A 19,342-nucleotide genomic window follows, 5' to 3' on the forward strand; every position below is an offset into this window, starting at 1 on the left:
CTGTCTACTTGAGAACGTAAATGACGAGGAACAGGCCGATCCAGACGACATCGACGAAGTGCCAGTAGTAGGACACGACGATGGCGCTGGTTGCCTCCTTGTGGCCGAAGTTCTTGACCGCGAAGCCGCGGCCGATCACGAGCAGGAAGGCCAGGAGACCGGCGGTGACGTGGATGCCGTGGAACCCGGTGGTGAGGTAGAACGCGGATCCGTACGCGTTGCTGGAAAGGGCGATGCCCTCCGACACGAGCGTGGCGTATTCGAAGATCTGGCCGGAGACAAAGATCGCACCCAGGGCGTAGGTGAGGAAGAACCACTCGACCATGCCCCACTGGCTCGGCTTCCAGCCCGTGGACCTCGCCTGCAGACGTTCGGCCGCGAACACGCCGAACTGGCAGGTCACGGAGGACGTCACCAGGATGAGCGTGTTCACCAGCGCGTAGGAGAAATTGTGCTTCTCCGTCTCGAACTGCCACAACTCCGGCGACGTCGACCGGAGGGTGAAGTAGATCGCGAAGAGGCCGGCGAAGAACATCACCTCGCTGCCGAGCCAGACGATTGTGCCCACAGCCACGCTGTTAGGCCGATTAACCACGGGCGCTGTGGCTGAATAAGTAATTGAAGGGCTCGTCACTATTCCATTATGGCCGATATTCGACGGGGTTTCGCTCAACCGGGCTTGCCTGTCGATCAAAATCCGGAATGACCACCCGATTGGAACAAAGACGCCCCCGGAGCACCAATTCGGGTGGTCGGCGGATCTCGCTTAAGATCGTTCCATGCTTGAATTCCAGTCCTGGCCCAACGTGATCAGCGCCCTTCTCGCCGGCGAGGATCTGAGCGTCTCCGACGCGGCGTGGAGCATGGAACAGGTGATGCTCGGGGAGGCCACTCCAGCGCAGCTCGCGGGATTCCTCGTGGCTCTGCGGGCCAAGGGTGAAACGGTCGACGAAATCGTCGGTTTCCGCGACGCGATCCTCGAGCACGCGGTACCGTTGGCCGTGAACCCGATGGCCCTCGACATCGTCGGAACGGGCGGGGACCGCTTCGGCACCGTGAACATTTCGACCATGGCCTCCATCGTCTGCGCCGGGGCCGGGGTGCCGGTGATCAAGCACGGCAACCGGGCGGCCAGTTCCGCGTCAGGCTCCTCAGACGTGCTCGCGGCGCTCGGAATCGACCTGACTCTCTCACCCGACAAAGTCGCAGCCATCCTTGACTCCGCGGGAATCACTTTCGCCTACGCCGCGGCGTTCCACCCGGGATTCCGCCACGCGGCGACCGCCCGGAAGGAACTGGGCATCCCCACGGTGTTCAACTACCTCGGCCCGCTCTGCAACCCGGCGCGCCCGGAGGCGTCCGCCGTCGGTGTCGCCAGCCTGGACCGGGTTCCGCTGATCGTCGGCGTCTTCCAGACCCGGGGCGCAACGGCCCTCGTCTTCCGTGGGGATGACGGCCTCGACGAGCTCACCACGACCGGCCACAGTCACGTGTGGGAAGTCTCGCGCGGGCTCGTCACCGAACACGACATCGATCCCCGGGAACTGGGAATCAAACGCGCGAAGATCAGCGAATTGGTCGGCGGCGACGCCGAGCACAACGCCGTCGTCGTTCACCGGATGCTCTCCGGCCAGGACGACGCGGTGCGGGACATCGTCCTGCTCAACGCCGCGGCCGGCCTGGTTGCCTTCGACCTCGCCAACGACCCCGCTCAGGCCCAGGTGAATATCCTCGATCGATTCCGCACGAAAATGGCCGTGGCCGCGGAGACCGTCGACTCCGGTGCAGCCACGGCCAAACTCGCCCAGTGGGTGGCGGCCAGCCGGGTCTGACCCGGCCGAACGCCACCCGCCGGCTGCCGATGACCAGCCGGGCTAGACGACGTCCTCGTCAACCCAGCCGAAGGTCTTGGTGACGGCCTTCTTCCAGTTGCGCAGCTGCCGGTTCTTTTCCTCCTCGCTCATCTGGGGTGTCCACCGGCTGTCTTCCTGCCAGTTCGCGCGCAGCTCGTCGAGGCTGCCCCAGAAGCCGACCGCGAGGCCGGCCGCGTAGGCCGCGCCGAGCGCGGTGGTCTCCGCGACGACGGGGCGCACGACCGGCACCCCGAGGATGTCGGCCTGGAACTGCATCAGGGTGTTGTTGGCGATCATGCCACCGTCCACCTTGATCTCGGTCAGCGGCACCCCGGAGTCCGCGTTGACCGCGTCCAGCACCTCCCGGGTTTGGAACGCCGTCGCCTCGAGCGCGGCACGGGCGATGTGGCCCTTGTTCACGAACCGGGTCAGGCCGACCAGGGCGCCGCGGGCATCCGAGCGCCAGTACGGGGCGAACAGGCCGGAGAACGCCGGCACGAAGTAGGCGCCGCCATTGTCGTCCACGGTCTTGGCCAGGGTCTCGATCTCCTCGGAGCTGCTGATCATGCCGAGGTTGTCGCGCAGCCACTGCACGAGCGCGCCGGTGACTGCGATCGACCCCTCCAAGGCGTAGTGGGGCGCGTCGGTGCCGAGCTTGTAGCCCAGCGTCGTGAGCAGCCCGTTCTTGGAGTGGACGATCTCGGTGCCGGTGTTGAAGATGAGGAAGTTACCGGTGCCGTAGGTGTTCTTCGCCTCGCCCTGGTCGAACGCGGCCTGGCCGAAGGTCGCGGCCTGCTGGTCGCCGAGGATGCCCGCGATCGGCACCTCCCGGAGCAGGCTGTGCTCATTGACGATGCCGTAGACCTCGGAGGAGGAGCGGATCTCGGGCAGCATCGACTTGGGCACGTCGAACGCGGCGAGGATGTCGTCGTCCCACTGAAGGGTCTCCAGGTCCATGAACATGGTGCGGCTGGCGTTGGTGACGTCGGTGGCGTGCACGCCGCCCTCGAGCCCGCCGGTCAGGTTCCAGAGCACCCACGAGTCGGTCGTTCCGAACATCAGCTGGCCGGCGTCGGCCTTGGCCCGGGCACCCTCGACGTTCTCGAGGATCCAGACGATCTTGGTGCCGGAGAAGTAGGTCGCCAGCGGGAGGCCGACCTTGGCCTTGAACCGTTCGACGCCGCCGTCGGCGGCGAGCCGGTCGACGATGGGCTGGGTGCGGGTGTCCTGCCAGACGATGGCGTTGTAGACGGGCAGGCCGGTGGTGCGGTCCCAGATCACGGCGGTCTCGCGCTGGTTGGTGATGCCTACGGCGGCGATGTCGTGGCGGGTCAGGTTGGCCTTGGACAGGGCCTGGCCGATGACCTCACGGGTGTTGTTCCAGATCTCCATCGGGTCGTGCTCGACCCAGCCGGCCTGGGGGAAGATCTGGGCGTGCTCGAGCTGGCCGGTCGAGACGATCGACCCCGCCTTGTCGAAGATGATCGCGCGGGAACTCGTCGTTCCCTGGTCGATCGCGATTACGTACTGAGCCATGGATAACTCCTTATTGTGTGGCGCGTTGATGGGTGACGCAAAAAGAGGGGCCGATCCAGAGACTGAATCGGCCCGTTCCGTGAGTTAGGTGAGGAGCGGCAGGAGGGCGAAGGACGCCCAGCCGGCGAGCAGCCCGCCGATGATCGGGCCGACGACCGGAACCCACGAGTAGGCCCAGTCCGACGAGCCCTTGCCCTTGATCGGCAGCAGGAAATGAGCGATCCGGGGTCCGAGGTCACGGGCCGGGTTGATCGCATATCCCGTCGGCCCACCGAGCGAGGTGCCGATGACGATGACGAGAATGGCGACGGGCAGGGCGCCGAGGGCGGCGAGGCCGCCGCTCTCACCCTGGCGTCCGCCGCCGAACGCGATCACCACGAACACCAGCACGAACGTGCCGATGATCTCGGTGACGAGGTTCCAGCCGTAGGAACGGATGGCCGGGCCCGTCGAGAACACACCCAGCTTGTTGGCCGGGTTGGGCTCCTGGTCGAAGTGCTGCTTGTAGGCGAGCCAACAGGCCACGGCGCCGAGGAACGCGCCCAGCATCTGGCCGGCGATGTAGACCAGCACCGAGAGGAAGCTGACGGTGACGCCCGAGCCGAACTCGGTCGCGCCGGAGGCCACCAGGCCGAGTGTGACGGCAGGGTTCAGGTGGGCGCCGGAGTTGTAGGCGACGGTGACACCCGCATAGACGGCAAAACCCCAGCCGATCGTCACCATGAGGAAGCCGCCGCCGAGTCCCTTGTTCTTGGCCAGGGCTACGTTGGCGACGACTCCGGTACCGAGGAGGACGAGCATCGCTGTGCCCACGACCTCCGACAAAAACACGACTCCAATATTGTCCACTGTGACCTTCCTTGGTGAGGCTGGAGATACCAGACGATCCCCTCGCGGTGAGCGGTTGGCAACACCATAGCGCGGTGGATTCGGGAGTGGAATAGGCAGGTGGCCGTGCCATTATCTGCCCCTTACCCGCGACCGCGGCAGCGCGTAAGTTGGGGGCGAACCTGCAAAACACACGCCGCGACCCGAATGCCGCGTCGTTTCGCCAACTCGATCGAAGGAAGAGTCATGAAAAAGCTCGTCAATGATCCGAAGAATGTCGTCAATGAGGCCGTCGCCGGGTTCGGGGCCGCCCACGCCGATCTCGTTCGGGTCTCCGCCGATCCCATCTTCATCGTGCGCAAGGACGCCCCGGTCGCCGGGAAGGTCGGGATCGTCAGCGGCGGCGGCAGCGGCCACGAGCCGATGCACGGAGGATTCGTCGGGCCGGGCATGCTGGACGCTGCTGTTCCCGGCCCGGTGTTCACCTCGCCGACTCCCGACCCGATCCTTGCCGCGACCAAGGCGGTCGACGGGGGAGCAGGCGTGCTCCACATCGTGAAGAACTACACCGGTGACGTGCTCAATTTTGAGACCGCCGCCGATCTCGCGGCCGCGGACGGCGTCGAGGTGCGCTCCGTGCTCGTCAACGACGACGTCGCGGTGAAGGACTCGCTCTACACCGCCGGTCGCCGGGGCGTCGCCGGGACCGTGCTCGTCGAGAAGATCGCCGGTGCCGCTGCCGACCGCGGTGACGACCTCGAATCGGTTGCACTCGTGGCAGAACGGGTCATCGGGCAGGTGCGCTCGATGGGGGTGGCCCTCACCCCCTGCGTCGTGCCCCACGCCGGGCAGCCGAGCTTCACCCTGGCGGAGGACGAGATCGAGATCGGCATCGGCATCCACGGGGAGCCGGGACGCGAGCGGATCAAGCTCGAACCTGCCGACGCCATCGTCGACCGCCTTCTCGGCCCGATCCTGGACGACATCCCCTTCGTGGCCGGCGACAAGGTCCTGCTGCTCGTCAACGGCATGGGTGGAACGCCACAGGTCGAGCTGTACATCGTGTTCCGGCGGGCGGCCGAGGTTCTCGCCGAGCGGGGCATCGAGGTGACGCGCACCCTGGTCGGGAACTTCACGACCTCACTCGAAATGCAAGGCATGTCGATCACCGTCCTGAAACTCGACGACGAACTCACCACCCTGTGGGATGCGCCGGTGCAGACCGCGGCGCTACGGTGGGGACGGTAGAGGGAGATCAGATGAAATTGGGTGCCACCTGGGCCAAGGCCTGGATCAGAAACAGCGCGGGCGTCATGAGCGAGCACCGGATCGAGTTGATCGACCTGGACCGCGAAATCGGCGATGGGGACCATGGCGAGAACATGGATCGGGGTTTCCAGGCCGTTCTGGCCAAACTGGATGCTGTTCCTGCCGAGGCCCGCCCGGGTGACGTCCTCAAGATGGTGGCCACGACGCTCATCTCGACCGTGGGCGGGGCGGCCGGGCCGTTGTACGGCACGGCGTTCCTGAAGGCCGCGATCTCGATCGCCGACGAGACCGACCTGGACGGAGCCGCGCTCGTGACTCTCCTGACGGCCGCCAGGGATGGCATCGTGCTGCGCGGCAAGGCCGAATCCGGCGACAAGACGATGGTGGACGCCTGGACACCGGCGGTCGATGCCGCCGGTGCCGCCCACGCCGCCGGGGCCGACGACCTGGCCATCCTGCGGGCAGCGGCGGACGCCGCAGAGGCCGGAGCGCTGGCCACCGAACCGCTCGTCGCCCGCAAGGGTCGAGCGAGCTACCTGGGCGAGCGGGCCATCGGGCACCGCGACCCCGGCGCCCAGTCGTCCGCCCTCCTGTTGAGGGCCGCGGCCGACACCGCCGCGGAGGCCTGAGCGTGGCAGAAGCGCCCCGGGTGGGAGTGGTCTTCGTGTCCCACAGTGTGAAGATCGCCGAGGGCCTCGTCGAGCTGGCGGCCCAGATGGCCCCGCACACCGTCCTCGTCGCAGCCGGCGGCACAGACGAGGGTGGGATCGGCACCAGTTTCACGCTGGTGCTCGCGGGGATCGAACGGGCCGATGCCGGGGCAGGCGTTGCGGTGCTCTGCGACCTCGGCTCGGCCATCCTCACCGCCGAGACCGCGCTCGACTTCCTCGACGAGGGCCTGCGGGCGCGCGTTCGAATCGTCGATGCGCCGATCGTCGAGGGGGGAGTGGCTGCGGCCGTGTCCGCGGAGGTCGGGGACAGCCTCGACGATGTGGTGCGAGCCGCCCGGTCGGCAGCCCCGGCATCCGCCGGATCGCCGCCCGTCGACACCTCGGCCGGCCCCGCCAGGGTGACCCGCACGGTCACCCTGACCAACAAGGACGGCCTGCACGCCAGGCCCGCCGCGGACTTCGTGAAACTGGCGAGCACGTTCGATGCCCGGGTCACGGTCAACGGCAAGGACGCCACGAGCCTGCTGGCGATCATGTCGCTCGGACTGATCAAGGGGAAGACGGCGGAGATCTCATCCGCAGACGCCCACGGTGCGGAGGCCGTTGAGGCGCTGGCGAACCTGCTGGCGTCCGGTTTCGGCGAGGAGTAGTCCCAGCACGGCCATTATCAGACAAGCGCGGGCTTGTCCAATCCGGCGTACGCTGTCGCCATGGTCCAGCACAACACGTCGCGGCGGCGCACGCCGCCCGCCCATCTCTTCGACTGGGTCGACCACACCCTGCGGCCGATCGCGAGTCCGCCCCCGCCCGGCGCTTTCGATGCCGACGACGCGGTGGCCCTCACGAGCTGCCCGGTCTGCGGGCACGCCATGCGGGAACACACAATCGTCCATGCCGCCCATGACAGCATCCTCAACTGCCCCGTCGCGCATCCAGGAGCGTGGGACCGGGACGCGTTCGAGCCGGTCAATGAATTCGGGATGGTGACCCGCCGTCGCCCCGACCGGCCGCAGACGCAGTGAGGACGGGCGGCGCGAGTGGCGCTCGTGAGATTGTCGAATAGTGGGGGGATCGGCACTTTCGAACAGTCCATGTGGTCGGCTCGCGAGCGTCGGCTCGCCGTGCCACTTCTTCCGCTGAGATGAAGGTCGGCCTGATGATTCGTGCGGTTCGGGCAACCGGTTGATGCTGCCCTTCTCACCCGCGCATTGCCGTCTGGGTGGCCATCCGGAGCGCCCTGCGCGACGATGGGGGAGCGGTCACGCACTCTTCGCCGGGTGACCGCGGCCCGCAGGTTCTCTTGACAAATAATATTGTCGGTGGCAGGCTGCGGTCATGTTGGATATCGCGGTGATCGACGGAGCCGGCGCGGCCGAAGCGTCCCTCGACCCGATCCGGAGCCGGATCCTCGCGGCACTGGGGGAGCCGGGTTCCGCCACGACGCTCGCGGCACGAATCGGGCTTCCGCGCCAGAAAATCAATTACCACCTGCGCGAACTCGAGCGACACGGCCTCGTCGAGCTCGTCGAGGAACGACGCAAGGGCAACATGACCGAGCGGATCATGCAGGCGACCGCCGCGAGCTTCGTGATCTTGCCGAGCGCACTCGGGGGAGTCGCCCCCGACCCTGGCAGGGGAGTGGACCACTTCTCGGCCCGATGGATGCTGGCGGTGGCCGCTCGCCTGGTGCAGGACGTCGGCACCCTGATCGTCCGGTCCGGCCACGCCCGCCAGCCATTGCCCACGTTCACTCTCGACAGCGAGCTCCGCTTCGCCACGGCGCAGGATCGGGCCGCCTTCGCGGCGGAACTCGGCCGGAGCGTCGCCGACCTCGTCGAGCGCTACGACACGCCCGCGGCGCCCAATGGGCGCGCCTACCGGCTCGTGCTCGCCCTGCACCCGCGGATCACCGCCGACGGAACGGCCCGGCACATCGCCGGGCTGGACACGCCGGGCGCCGACGCGCCCTCGACCAGTACCCATCCGGGCGTCCGCCCGGTGGCAGCCACGACCCAGGAGGAGCACTGACCATGAGCAAGGAATTCGAAATCGTCTGCGAGGGGGAGTTCCCGGGAACCCCGGAGCAGGTCTGGGACGCGGTGACGACGGAGACCGCGGCGTGGCTCTTTCCCACCGACGGGATGCCCGGGGAGGACATCGTGTCCGAACGCCCGACGCACTACGTCAACCGGATGGAGGGCGCGGACGGCTGGTTCAACCAGCTCGAACAGGTCATCGAGCTTCGCCCGGAGGGTCGCTCGTTCCTGCGCTGGGTGCACAGCGGGGTTTTCACGGAGGACTGGGACACTCAGTACGACGGCGCCAGCGCGCACACCGCCTTCTACCTGCACACCCTGGCCGAGTACCTCGAGCACTTCGCCGGGCGGCCGGTCGTCTTCGCGTCGGTGGACGGGCCGGCCGCATCCGCCGCTCCCGGCGCCTTCGACCAAGTGAAGGCCGCCCTCGGGCTCGTCGCCGGTGCCGCGGCCGGGGACAGCGTGCCGGCGGCACTGCCGGGGATCGCCTCGGATACGGCGGTGGTCGACTTCTGGAACGACAACTTCGTCGGTATTCGTACGGGTGATGCGCTCTACCGGTTCTTCGGACGCAACGCGTTCGGGGCGCCGGTCGGCGTCACCGTGCACCATTTCGGCGCCGCCGACCCGACGGCGCTGCAGACGTCCTGGCAGGACTGGCTGGACCGGATCTTCGACTGACCCGTCGCGCCCTCGGCTGGCGCTCCGCCGGACAAGTACTAGGGGAGTCCTATTCTGCAATTCCTGCAATAGATGACTTACTAGTTGACATAATGTGCATTATCGGTCATCTACCGAGAGGGGTCGAACGGGGTCTGGACGCTGTTCTCCGGTCCGGCTACCGTGTGCTGCAGCAGCGGCGATTGCCTCTGTGAACCGGCATGCCGACGATCCGGTACGAGCGTGCCCGGCTGCTCGCACGTTCGCACCACACCGACCCGATTGCGAGGAAAGTCATGTCCAACGGCATCGCGACATTCGACCTGACGATCGATCCCAGGAATTTGAGCAAAAGTGAGCTTATCAGTGTGAGGGTGGCGATGGGCCTGGCCGGACTCGTCGCCGTCGCGCTGGGGATCATCGTCCTCGTCTGGCCGGCCGCGACATTGGCGATCGTCGCCGGCCTTTTCGGCCTCTACTTCCTGTTCGGGGGCGTCGCCCGGGTGGCCCGCGGCGTGTTCATGACCGGCGCCACCGGCGGCATCCGGGTACTCAACATCCTGCTCGGCGTGCTGCTGCTGGTCGCCGGGATCATCGCGATCAGGAATCCCCTGAACTCCCTCGCCGTGCTCGGAATGGTGATCGGCATCTCCTGGCTGGTCGAGGGTGTGGCCGCGCTGGTGGAGACCGCCCCGGACGCCAGCAAATGGTTCGGCACGCTGTTCGGGGCCATCAGCGTCGTCGCCGGGATCTCGATCCTTCTCTCACCGATCGACTCGCTGGCGGTGCTCGTGCTCGTGGGTGGTGTCTTCCTGGTGATCTCCGGCGTCAGCCAGGTCGTGATGGGCTTCACGTTCGGGCGTGGGGCGCGGGCCTGACCGGAAGGTACCGGTCCCACCAGTCGAGGATGAGTTCCAGCCGCTGCAGTCGATGCCGGGGAGTGCCGCCACGGCTGAGTTCATGGTCCTCGCCGGGGAAGATGGCCAGCTCAGCCGCCACTCCCCCGCGTTTCAGGGCGAAATAGTAACGTTCCGCCTGGGATAGCGGGCACCGCAGGTCCTGTTCGGAGTGAATCAGCAGGGTGGGCGTGGACACCCGGTCGACCAGTTCCTGCGGGCTCTGGGCGTTCCGGAGTGCCTGGGAGGGTCCGAGGTACTCCTCGACGAAGAAATCACCGACATCGGATGTGCCCAGGAACGTCTCGGGATCGAGGAAGGCACGCTCAACGATCGCCGCCGTGAACCTCTGGTCGTGTGCGGTCAGCCACGCGGCGAGGAAGCCGCCGTAGGAACCGCCCATCAGGCCCAGCCGCCCGGCATCAAGATTCGGTGCGTCGGCCAGGGCGCCGGCCAGGAAGTCGAGGACGTCTGAGCGGTCGACGGTGCCCAGACGCCGCCGGATCACCCGGCCGTGCGTCTGGCCGTAACCGGCCGAACCGCGTGGGTTGCAGGCCAGGACGGCATAGCCCGCGTCGACGAGGACCTGGGTCTCGTCGGATACCGCGACGGTCACCTGCGCGAAAGGCCCGCCGTGGATGATGAGCACGACGGGGTGCGGCCCCGGACCGGGCGGGGTGGTCAGCCAGCCGTGCACCGGGTAGCCGTCCGCGGCGGGGACGGTGAGCTCCCGCGGACTCGCCAGCACGGTCTCCCGGAGGGCTGCCGAGAAGTCGGTCAGCCGTCGGGCGCGGACCGGTTCCACGAGCGCGAGGTCGCCCTCGGTCAGGGCGTCCTGGTAGGTCGCGACGATGCGGCCCGCCCGGGCGTCGTGGCCGGTGACGACGACGTCGTTCCCGGTCAGCGTCGCCGTCGCGCCGTCGAGGGTGGTGCGCACCAGCTGGACCCGGCCGCGGGTGCGGTTGACGGCCAGGACGGCGCCGTCCTGGGTCAGGCTGAGTGCCGTACCGGTGTCGAGATCGTACTCGTCGGGGTCGGTCAGCCGCACCGGCTCACCCCGTCCGGGATCAACCCGGTAGAGCGAGCCGCTGCGGGCGACGAAGTCGCGGCCGTCGACGCCGACGGCCTGGGCCAGGAACACGACGGACCCGTCCGGGGCCCAGTCGACCTGGGCGATGCTCAGGTTCGCGGCCCACGACAGCATCGTCCGAGCCGGTGGCTCTGGCCCAGCGCCGACCGGGTCGAGCGTGATCACCAGCAGTTCCGAACGGAGGTCTTCGTCCCGGCCGGGGTGCCGGGCAGAAATCGTGAGCAGCGCCGTACCGTCCGGTGAGAAAGCGATGCCCGCGTGGTCGAAGTCCCCCGTGGTGAGCCGCCGCGGTGCGACTGCGCCGGGCGGCAGGGCGGGGCCGCCCGGCGCAGCCAGGGTCGGGGCATCCTCGGCGGATTCAGGGGTGGCCGGGACGGCCCCGGGGACCGGGTCCGCGCCGGGATCGGGCGCGGGCACCAGGAAGACGTGGGCGCGTCGGTCGGTCGTGTACCCGATCGCGTTGGCCCGGTAGTGCAACGTCGTGATGATCCTCGGCGGTTCGGCCTCGGCGGCTAGACCCGGGACGGTGCCCAGCCGGCCGGGCTCCGGCACACGGGCGATATACGCCAGGGCTGCCGAGCCCGGCCGCCAGCGGAAGTCGGTGACGCCCAGGACCTCGGCGGTGGCCTGCACCGGCTCACCACCCGTTGCGGCCACCACGTGCAGCTGGGCCGGAGCGCCCGGGCCGCTGCGCAGGAAGGCCAGCAGCCGACCGTCCGGCGAGAACCGGGGAGCGGAATCCCGGTGGCCACGGGTCAGGAGACGCGGCTGGGGCTTCCCTTGCAGGGAAACGGTCCACAACTGCCCGACGTAGTCATCGGCGGAGAACTCCGGCCGGATGACGGACACGACCGCCCGGCCACCCTCCGGGTGGATGGTCGGGTCGGACACCGATTTGAGGAGCGGAAGGTCGGAAGCCTTCATCCCTGTGCTTTCTAGTCGGCGACCAGATCGGTCGTGTCGCCAACATAGCGCGTGTTGTCTGCCGGGATGGGCTCCACTGCGGCGAGGGCAACCTCGGCGGCGAACTCCTCCACGTTGTACAGACGCCCTGCCGCGTCCTTCCGGGCGTTCATGGTTCCCGGGCTGGCGCGTTCCAGCAGTGTGGCGGTCACAGTGCCTTCGATGATGTCGCCGGAGACGACGACGAAGCCGAGCCCGGCCTTGTCGAGTTCGGGAATCAGGGCGCGGAGGGCGTCCTCCCCCGCGCGCTTGCTGCGTGCGACCGGCACATACTCCGGCATGGTCTCCGCGGTGCCGAAGAAATGCGCCTGGTGGCTGGTGACGAACACGACGCGGGCGCCCTCGGCGAGCAGGGGCCGGGCGGTCGCCAGCAGGTTGAGCTGGGCATCCCGGTTGAGCTTCATCGCGTAGTCGTCGGCCATCCCGCTTTCCATGCCGCCGGAGGCATTCATGACGAGGATGTCGAGACCCCCGAATTCGCGGCGGATGGTGTCGAACATCTTCGTGACGGCATCGGCGACGGTGAGGTCGGCGCCGATGGTGATGGCTGTGCCGCCCTGGGCGCGGATGGCGTCGGCGACCTTGATCGCACGGGCCTCTTTGTTGCGGAAGTTGATGGCGACGTTTGCGCCTGCCCCGGCGAAGTAACCGATGGTGGCCGCACCGACCCCTCGAGACGATCCGGTGACGAGCACACGCTTGCCGTCAAGTGATCCTGCTGCAAGTGGATTGGTCACGCGAACTCCTCAGATAACGAATTGGTCTGGCAGACGACCTTACCAAGAAGCCTCCGCTCCCCTGTCCGACGCACCTGCTAGTTTCGTTAGGAGGGAACAGAAATGGGAGGGGACGCCATGGATGCGTTCGCAGCGGAATTCGCGTGGATCGTCTGGCTCGTGCTCGTCCTGCTCTTCGTCACCATCGAGATGGTGACGCTCGACCTCACCTTCCTGATGATGGCGGCCGGCAGCCTGGGCGCACTCGTCTCCGGCCTGCTCGGCGCGCCATGGTGGTTGCAGCTCGTGATCGCTGCCGTGCTGACGATCACCCTCCTGCTCGGCATCCGCCCGCCCCTGCTTCGGCTTCTCAAGCGCGGCGGCGACCCCGCCAAGACGAACGTGGACGCGCTGCTCGGCATCGACGGCCGGGTGGTCAGCTCCATCGGGGCCACCGGCGGCCAGGTTCGTCTCGCCAACGGCGAGACCTGGACGGCACGCCTGTCCCCCGGCACGGATCGCGTCGTCGAACCCGGCGAACGAGTACTCGTCACAGCAATCGACGGGGCGACCGCAGTGGTCATCCCGGCGGAAAGGAACGTTCCATGACCGATCCCGGCCAGATCATCGTGCAGGTGATTGTCTTCGTCGCAGTTGCGGCTCTCGTCCTGTTCGTCATCGTCACCCTCGCGAAGTCGATCCGCATCATCCCGCAAGCCAGCGCCGGCGTCGTGGAGCGTCTCGGCCGCTACCACAAGACGCTGATGCCGGGCCTGAACATCCTCATCCCGTTCGTCGACCGGCTGCGGCCGCTGATCGACATGCGTGAGCAGGTCGTGTCGTTCCCGCCGCAGCCGGTGATCACGGAGGACAACCTCGTCGTCTCCATCGACACCGTCGTCTACTTCCAGGTGACGGATGCCCGGGCGGCCACCTATGAGATCGCCAACTATCTCGGAGCGGTCGAGCAGCTCACCACGACCACCCTGCGTAACGTGGTCGGAGGACTGAACCTCGAAGAAGCCCTGACCAGCCGCGACAACATCAATGGGCAACTGCGCATCGTGCTCGACGAGGCCACCGGCAAATGGGGAATCCGGGTCGGGCGGGTGGAATTGAAGGCGATTGATCCGCCCCACTCCATCCAGGACTCGATGGAGAAGCAGATGAGAGCCGAGCGTGACCGCCGAGCCCTCATCCTGACCGCCGAGGGAACCAAGCAGTCCGCGATCCTGACCGCGGAAGGCGCGCGCCAGGCCGCCATCCTCTCCGCGGAGGGTGACGCGAAGGCGGCCGTCCTGCGCGCGCAGGGTGAGGCCGAAGCCATCACGACCGTGTTCAAGGCGATCCACGACGGCGACCCCGACCCGAAGCTGCTGGCCTACCAGTACCTGCTGACCCTGCCCAAACTGGCCGAGGGAAGCGCGAACAAGCTCTGGATCGTGCCCAGCGAACTCACCGAGGCGATGAAGGGCGTCGGTCGCGCGTTCGGGCAGTCGCCCGTGCCCGGCTCTCACGCCGGTGCGGACGGCGCGGCCGAGGCGCAGGGCCCGGCGTCCCCCGCCGCACCGCTCGCTTAGGCAGGCACCATGCCTGGGGGCAGGGCATCCTGGTTCCTGGACGGTTCCGTGCCCCGCGTGTTCGCCCATCGGGGGCTGTCCCTGAACGCCCCCGAGAACACCCTCCTGGCCTTCCGCCATGCCCTCCTCGCCGGCGCCACCCATCTCGAAACGGATGTCCGCGCCAGCGACGACGGCGTTGCGGTGCTCAGCCACGATGCGGATTTCGCCGTGCCGGGAGCGCGGATTCGGGTGAGCCGGCTCAGGATGGCCGAACTCCGACGGATCAACCTGGGCTGGGGGCAGCCATTCGCATCCCTCGCCGAGGCACTGGACGCGTTCCCGGACGCCCGCTTCAACCTCGACGTGAAATCGGATGCCGCGGTCGAGGCGGCGGTGGCCGCCGTCCTGGCGGCGAACGCCACGGACCGGGTGCTGATCACCTCCTTCTCCGAGGACCGCCGGGCACGCACTGTCCGTTCCCTTCCCGGGGTCGCCACCTCGGCGTCCTCCTTGCTCGTCGGCCGGGCGTTCGTGGCCGCCGAGCTCGGGCTCGGCGGCCAGGTGCGGCGCGCGGTGCTCGGCCTGTCCGCCATGCAGGTCCCGGAAACGGTCAGGTCCTTGCGGATCCTGACCCCGCGTTTCCTCCGGGCGATGCACGCCCTCGGCGTCGAGGTGCACGTGTGGACGGTCAATGAACCGGCGGCGATGCGCCGGCTCCTCGATGCCGGCGTCGACGGCCTGATCACCGACCGGAGCGACCTCGCGGTGGGCGTGATCGCCGACCGAAGCTGAGAGTTACCACCGAGAATCGACGTAACGGAAAGATAACGTCCAGCTTGATGGTTTAGAACTAAGAGTTGCATCGCGAGAGGAGACCACACAATGGCGGATCGCAGTTTGCGTGGCATGAGGTTGGGCGCACAAAGCCTTCAAAGCGAAGAGGGCGTAACCTTTTCACCACGAGTCAGTCACACGTACCTGTGTGCAACGTGCGCGCGGGAGACGGTGATGATCTTCTCGGCGGAGGCTGAGGCCCCCGACGAGTGGGAGTGCCGCTTCTGCTCACAGACCGCCACCCGGCTGGTTGACTCCAAGCCGGTGATCGTGGACCACTCCGACGAAAAGGTCCCGCGCACGCATTGGGACATGCTCCTCGAACGGCGCACCCGCGCCGAGCTCGAAGAACTTCTGGAAGAACGCCTGACCTTCCTGCGCGCCCGGAGGGGCCAGCAGAAGATCGGCGCTTAGCCCCTTCCAGCCTTTCCATCACTGCGCACCCGGCTTCGACGCCGGGTGCGCAGTGCGTTAAGCAGGCATAGGGCACAGCCGGCCAGTCCGAGCCCGGAGACGAACCACTCGAGTTCCCGGCCGCCGGACATCGCCGGTGTGACGGTGTCGCTGAGCGGCACGGTCTCGACCATGGCACCCGGCGCCCAGGTCGGCAGCCGGTCAAGGGTCTCGCCATCCGGGGTGATGATCGCGCTGGTTCCGACGGTGGAGATGTTGACCACGGTGCGGCCCGCCTCGATCGCGCGGAGCCGGGCGATGGCGAGTTGCTGCACACTCTCATCGGTGTACCCGAAGTCGGCGTTGTTCGTCTGGGCGAGGATGACCTGCGCCTTCCCCGAGATCATCTCCTGGACCAGCTGGTCGTCTGCGATGTCGAAGCAGATGGCTATCCCCGCCCTGATGCCGTCGATGTCGAAGACATTCCCCTGGGTCCCGATCGCATAGTCCCGGGAGATGAGGTCGATCAACTCGGGCGCGAACGGACGCCAGAACGCGCGATCGGGCATGTACTCGGCGAACGGCACCGGGTGCACCTTGTCGTAGATGTCGACGGCACCTTCTCCGGCCTTCCAGAGCAGGGAACTGTTGTAGAACTTCCCGTCACGCTGGGTGATCGTGCCCGCGACGATGGGTGCGCTCATGGCGGTGCCCAGGTAGTCCAGCACCTTCGCCGCGTCGGCGGAGCGGGTCGGATCGATGTCGCTCGCATTCTCCGGCCAGACGACGAAGTCGACCTTCTGGCCGATCAGGGGAAGCGTCGCCGAGGTGTGGTCGGCGAGGATCTGGCCGGGCGAGTACTGGGCGAACAGACCCGCATCCGACGCTCCCTGGACGGCGGCGATCCTGGCCGTTCCCGACGGAACGGTCGGCCACGCCGGCACCACGAGCAACAGGGCGACGGATGCCACGGCGATGCTCCACCGGGCGAGCGCGCCGACCTGCACCTCCCGCACCAGTTGAACGGCCAGGGTGCTCAGCCACACGATGAGGAAGGTCAGCCCCGACATGCCGACCCAGGCCACGAGGCCGTTGAACGGGCTCTCCGACTGGGAGATGGCTACCCGTCCCCAGGCGAAGCCGCCGTAGGGCCAGACGGCCGAAATCGCCTCGCGAGCGGTCCACAGGCCGGCGACGACGACCGGGACGACTCCGAGGCGCCCCGCGACGGTCGGCCACACCCGGGGGCCCACGTTGAGGACGACGCCGATCAGCGCGAGGCCGATACCGAAGAAAATGGATTCGAGACCGGCGAGGGCCAGCCAAGGCACCGGCCCCAGGTACAGGGTCAGCCAGCTGATATGGATCAGCCAGAAGGACAACCCCGCGACCATGCCGATCAGCAGCCCGGCCCACGGCCCGCGCCCGAGCAGGGCCACCATCATCAGGGCCACCCCGAGCGGCGCGAGGACCCACCAGGACCGGTCGGGGAATCCCGCGTCGAGGATGCCCCCGGTCGCGGCGGCGAGCATGATGGCCGCTTGCAGCGGCAGTTGCCGCCGCGCGGTCCCGTGATTCACCCCAACAGCCTAAGCGACGGACGAATAGGCCACGATGCCGCGGCGGATCGCGTCCATGGCCTGCCGGGCGGTGCGCCCGACCGGCCCGTCGGCCACCACCGACAGCTGGTCGAGCAGGTCGATGGTCTGCTTGGTCCAGCGCACGAAGTCCCCGGCGGCCATCTCCGCCTCGTCCAGGACGTCGACGAGGGAACCGGCACGCGCCCATTTCCACATGGCCAGGCTGAGGCCGACCGCCAGCGGATTGCTGCCGGGGAGCTTGTTGTCCCGCTCGAGGTCGTCGAGACGGCTCCACAGCTCCTCGGTCTGGTCGAGGGCCGGCCGGAACGCTCCCTTCGGCAGGTAGCGTTCGTCGATCATCCCCTCGTCCCGGCGCGGCTCGAAGACCAGCGCGCACGCCATGGCGGCCAGGCCGGCCGGGTCCAGGTCGTTCCACAGGCCGCGGCGCAGCGACTCAGCAACGAGCAGGTCCCGGTCCGCGTAGATTCGCCGGAGGATCAGTCCGCTCTCGCTGAGTGTGACGGCGCCGTCCGCGTCCTCCAGCAGGTAGCCGTAGCCGAGGAGAACGTCGGTGACGCGGTCGAACACCCGCGCGACGGCGCCGGTGCGGGTCGTGATCTGCTGGGTGAGCGCATCCGTCTCCCGCTTCAGCTTCCACCAGCGTTGCGCCCACCTCGCGTGCTGCTCCCGGTCGGGGCAGCTGTGGCAGGGGTGCGCGCGCATGCGCTTGCGCAGGCTGGTCAGTTCACGCTGGCGCCGCTCCCGGGCGGCCCTGGCACCGGTCTCGCCGGTCACGCTCTCCCGCTCCACATCGGTGAGTTTGCGTCGGATGGCGGAGTACTCGGTGAAGTCGCCCAGGTGGCACACCATCGACCCGGCGAAGCCGGCCAGGGATTCCTCCTGCTGGCGCACCTTGCGGGCCATGTCGACGACGGCCCGGTCGGCCTGGAACTGGGCGAAGGATGACTCGAGCACGTCCCGGGTGCGCTCCCGCCCGAATTGGTCGATCAGGTTGACGGCCATGTTGTAGGTGGGCTTGAAGCTGGAGTTGAGCGGGTAGGTGCGCCGCGACGCCAGCGAGGCGACCGCCTGCGGGTCCAGGCCCGGGGCCCACTGGATGACAGAGTGGCCCTCCACGTCGATGCCGCGCCGGCCGGCGCGGCCGGTCAGCTGGGTGTACTCCCCCGGAGTGATCGGCACTCGGGCCTCGCCGTTGAACTTCTCGAGCTTGTCGAGGACCACGGTGCGGGCGGGCATGTTGATGCCGAGGGCCAGGGTCTCGGTGGCGAAGACGGCCTTGACGAGCTTCTTCTGGAAGAGCTCCTCGACGACCTCCTTGAAGGCCGGCAGCATCCCCGCGTGGTGCGCGGCGACGCCGCGTTCGAGGCCGTCGAGCCACTCGAAGTAGCCGAGCACGCCGAGGTCCTCGTCGAGCAGGGTGCGGCAGCGCTCGTCGACGATCTGACGGATCTCTTCGCGCTCCCGGGCATCCGTGAGCCTCACCCCGGCCCGCAGCACCTGGCGCACGGCCTGGTCGCAACCGACCCGGCTGAAGATGAAGAAGATCGCCGGCAGGAGGTGTTTGCCCTCGAGCAGCCGCACGATCTCGGAGCGATCCATGCGTCCGGCATCGAAGGAGGACTGCCGGGGATTCCGGTCGCGGTCACTCCCCCGCCGGCCGCCGCCTGACCGGACGGCCACCCCGCGGCCACCGGCCTGCGCCTGCCGCACCAGCTCGGGGTTCACCTGATGGGTTCCGGCCGGGCCGGTGGAGTCGAACAGGTCGAGCATCTTGCTCTTGACGAGGACGTGCTGCTCGAGGGGCACCGGCCGTTCCTCGGAGACGATCACGTCGGTCTCTCCGCGCACGGCCTGGAGCCAGTCGCCGAATTCCTCGGCGTTGGAGACCGTTGCGCTCAGGGAGACCATCCGCACGTTCTGCGGGAGGTGGATGATGACTTCCTCCCAGACGGCCCCGCGGAACCTGTCGGCGAGGTAGTGCACCTCGTCCATCACGACGAAGGCCAGGTTCGTGAGCAGGTCGGAGTCGGCGTAGAGCATGTTGCGCAGCACTTCGGTGGTCATCACCACGACGCGGGCCTGGGGGTTCACGTTGGTGTCCCCGGTCAGCAGCCCGACTTGGTCAGCGCCGTATTCGGCGACCAGTTCCTGGAACTTCTGGTTGCTCAGTGCCTTCATCGGAGCCGTGTAGAAGACCTTCTGGGAGGTCCCCTGCATGGCCAGGTAGATCGCGAACTCCGCGATCAGGGTCTTGCCCGCGCCGGTCGGGGCCGCGACCAGCACGCTGTTGCCGGCCTCGAGCGAGGCGCAGGCGGCCAGCTGGAAGGCATCCAGTTCGAAACGGAGGCCGGCCCGGAAGGATTCGAGTTTCGGAGCCTTGGCGCGGGTTCTGGAGGCCGAGTAGCGTTCGGCCGGCGACTGCAGTGAGGTCATC

19 protein-coding genes are annotated in these 19,342 nt (G+C 67.9%); 12 read left to right on the forward strand and 7 right to left on the reverse strand.

Annotation, left to right across the window (positions count from 1 at the left end; genetic code table 11):
* Window positions 1–4: 4 nt before the first annotated feature.
* On the reverse strand, window positions 5–634 hold the full coding sequence (locus E3O48_RS03465; protein WP_174774744.1) for a heme-copper oxidase subunit III: 630 nt from the start codon (window positions 632–634) through the stop codon (window positions 5–7).
* Between the two features lie 145 nt (window positions 635–779).
* Between E3O48_RS03465 and trpD the strand changes: the two genes are divergently transcribed.
* Complete coding sequence (gene trpD / locus E3O48_RS03470) at window positions 780–1,832, forward strand: anthranilate phosphoribosyltransferase (protein WP_134537331.1); 1,053 nt, start codon at window positions 780–782, stop codon at window positions 1,830–1,832.
* A gap of 42 nt (window positions 1,833–1,874) precedes the next feature.
* Here the strand turns inward: trpD and glpK are convergent, their stop codons facing one another.
* The gene (gene glpK / locus E3O48_RS03475; protein WP_134537332.1) at window positions 1,875–3,389 is read right to left on the reverse strand and encodes a glycerol kinase GlpK; all 1,515 of its coding nucleotides are present in this window, start codon (window positions 3,387–3,389) and stop codon (window positions 1,875–1,877) included.
* Window positions 3,390–3,473: 84 nt separating this feature from the next.
* Window positions 3,474–4,238, reverse strand: coding sequence for an MIP/aquaporin family protein (locus tag E3O48_RS03480; RefSeq protein ID WP_134506459.1), 765 nt, complete (start codon window positions 4,236–4,238; stop codon window positions 3,474–3,476).
* A 225-nt stretch (window positions 4,239–4,463) separates the two neighbouring features.
* Here E3O48_RS03480 and dhaK point away from each other — a divergent pair, with 225 nt between their 5' ends.
* The 7 genes from dhaK (at window position 4,464) to E3O48_RS03515 (ending at window position 9,731) form a co-directional block, all read left to right on the forward strand.
* Window positions 4,464–5,465 (forward strand): dihydroxyacetone kinase subunit DhaK, encoded by a 1,002-nt coding sequence (gene dhaK / locus E3O48_RS03485; protein ID WP_134506461.1) that lies wholly within the window; start codon window positions 4,464–4,466, stop codon window positions 5,463–5,465.
* An 11-nt stretch (window positions 5,466–5,476) separates the two neighbouring features.
* Window positions 5,477–6,115, forward strand: coding sequence for a dihydroxyacetone kinase subunit DhaL (gene dhaL / locus E3O48_RS03490; protein WP_134506463.1), 639 nt, complete (start codon window positions 5,477–5,479; stop codon window positions 6,113–6,115).
* A 2-nt stretch (window positions 6,116–6,117) separates the two neighbouring features.
* Window positions 6,118–6,807, forward strand: coding sequence for a dihydroxyacetone kinase phosphoryl donor subunit DhaM (gene dhaM, locus E3O48_RS03495; RefSeq protein ID WP_241982379.1), 690 nt, complete (start codon window positions 6,118–6,120; stop codon window positions 6,805–6,807).
* Window positions 6,808–6,867: 60 nt separating this feature from the next.
* Window positions 6,868–7,179: a hypothetical protein gene (locus E3O48_RS03500; protein WP_134506465.1), complete on the forward strand. Its 312-nt coding sequence runs from the start codon at window positions 6,868–6,870 to the stop codon at window positions 7,177–7,179.
* A gap of 313 nt (window positions 7,180–7,492) precedes the next feature.
* Window positions 7,493–8,185: a helix-turn-helix domain-containing protein gene (locus tag E3O48_RS03505; RefSeq protein ID WP_134537333.1), complete on the forward strand. Its 693-nt coding sequence runs from the start codon at window positions 7,493–7,495 to the stop codon at window positions 8,183–8,185.
* A 2-nt stretch (window positions 8,186–8,187) separates the two neighbouring features.
* Window positions 8,188–8,874, forward strand: a complete 687-nt coding sequence (locus E3O48_RS03510; RefSeq protein ID WP_370249047.1) for an SRPBCC domain-containing protein — start codon at window positions 8,188–8,190, stop codon at window positions 8,872–8,874.
* 275 nt (window positions 8,875–9,149) lie between these two features.
* Window positions 9,150–9,731, forward strand: a complete 582-nt coding sequence (locus E3O48_RS03515; RefSeq protein WP_166788604.1) for an HdeD family acid-resistance protein — start codon at window positions 9,150–9,152, stop codon at window positions 9,729–9,731.
* Here E3O48_RS03515 and E3O48_RS03520 read toward each other — a convergent pair.
* The gene (locus E3O48_RS03520) at window positions 9,703–11,763 is read right to left on the reverse strand and encodes a S9 family peptidase (protein WP_134537335.1); all 2,061 of its coding nucleotides are present in this window, start codon (window positions 11,761–11,763) and stop codon (window positions 9,703–9,705) included. The two genes, E3O48_RS03515 and E3O48_RS03520, sit on opposite strands and share 29 nt — an antisense overlap.
* 11 nt (window positions 11,764–11,774) lie before the next feature.
* On the reverse strand, window positions 11,775–12,539 hold the full coding sequence (locus E3O48_RS03525) for an SDR family oxidoreductase (RefSeq protein WP_134537336.1): 765 nt from the start codon (window positions 12,537–12,539) through the stop codon (window positions 11,775–11,777).
* Between the two features lie 117 nt (window positions 12,540–12,656).
* On the opposite strand from E3O48_RS03525, the gene E3O48_RS03530 reads away from it, so the two are divergent.
* From E3O48_RS03530 to E3O48_RS03545, 4 genes are all read left to right on the forward strand, one after another.
* Entirely contained in the window at window positions 12,657–13,127 is a 471-nt protein-coding gene (locus E3O48_RS03530) for an NfeD family protein (protein ID WP_134506895.1), read from the forward strand.
* Window positions 13,124–14,098 (forward strand): SPFH domain-containing protein, encoded by a 975-nt coding sequence (locus E3O48_RS03535; RefSeq protein WP_134537337.1) that lies wholly within the window; start codon window positions 13,124–13,126, stop codon window positions 14,096–14,098. Before E3O48_RS03530 ends, E3O48_RS03535 begins: the two co-directional genes overlap by 4 nt.
* Before the next feature lie 9 nt (window positions 14,099–14,107).
* A complete protein-coding gene (locus E3O48_RS03540; RefSeq protein WP_134537338.1) occupies window positions 14,108–14,872 on the forward strand; it encodes a glycerophosphodiester phosphodiesterase family protein in 765 nt (254 codons plus the stop codon).
* Between the two features lie 90 nt (window positions 14,873–14,962).
* Complete coding sequence (locus E3O48_RS03545; protein WP_134524827.1) at window positions 14,963–15,328, forward strand: RNA polymerase-binding protein RbpA; 366 nt, start codon at window positions 14,963–14,965, stop codon at window positions 15,326–15,328.
* On the opposite strand, the gene lnt is transcribed toward E3O48_RS03545, so the two are convergent.
* Together lnt and E3O48_RS03555 are read right to left on the reverse strand one after the other, a co-directional pair.
* Window positions 15,325–16,887 carry an apolipoprotein N-acyltransferase gene (lnt, locus tag E3O48_RS03550; protein WP_241982380.1) on the reverse strand — a complete coding sequence of 521 codons (1,563 nt, stop codon included), beginning with the start codon at window positions 16,885–16,887 and terminating at the stop codon, window positions 15,325–15,327. The genes E3O48_RS03545 and lnt overlap by 4 nt on opposite strands.
* Window positions 16,888–16,896: 9 nt before the next feature.
* Window positions 16,897–19,341 (reverse strand): RNA helicase, encoded by a 2,445-nt coding sequence (locus tag E3O48_RS03555; RefSeq protein ID WP_134537339.1) that lies wholly within the window; start codon window positions 19,339–19,341, stop codon window positions 16,897–16,899.
* Window position 19,342: the final 1 nt, after the last annotated feature.

Origin of the sequence: Cryobacterium sp. HLT2-28, from assembly GCF_004402495.1 — a bacterium.
Lineage (GTDB): Bacteria > Actinomycetota > Actinomycetes > Actinomycetales > Microbacteriaceae > Cryobacterium > Cryobacterium mannosilyticum.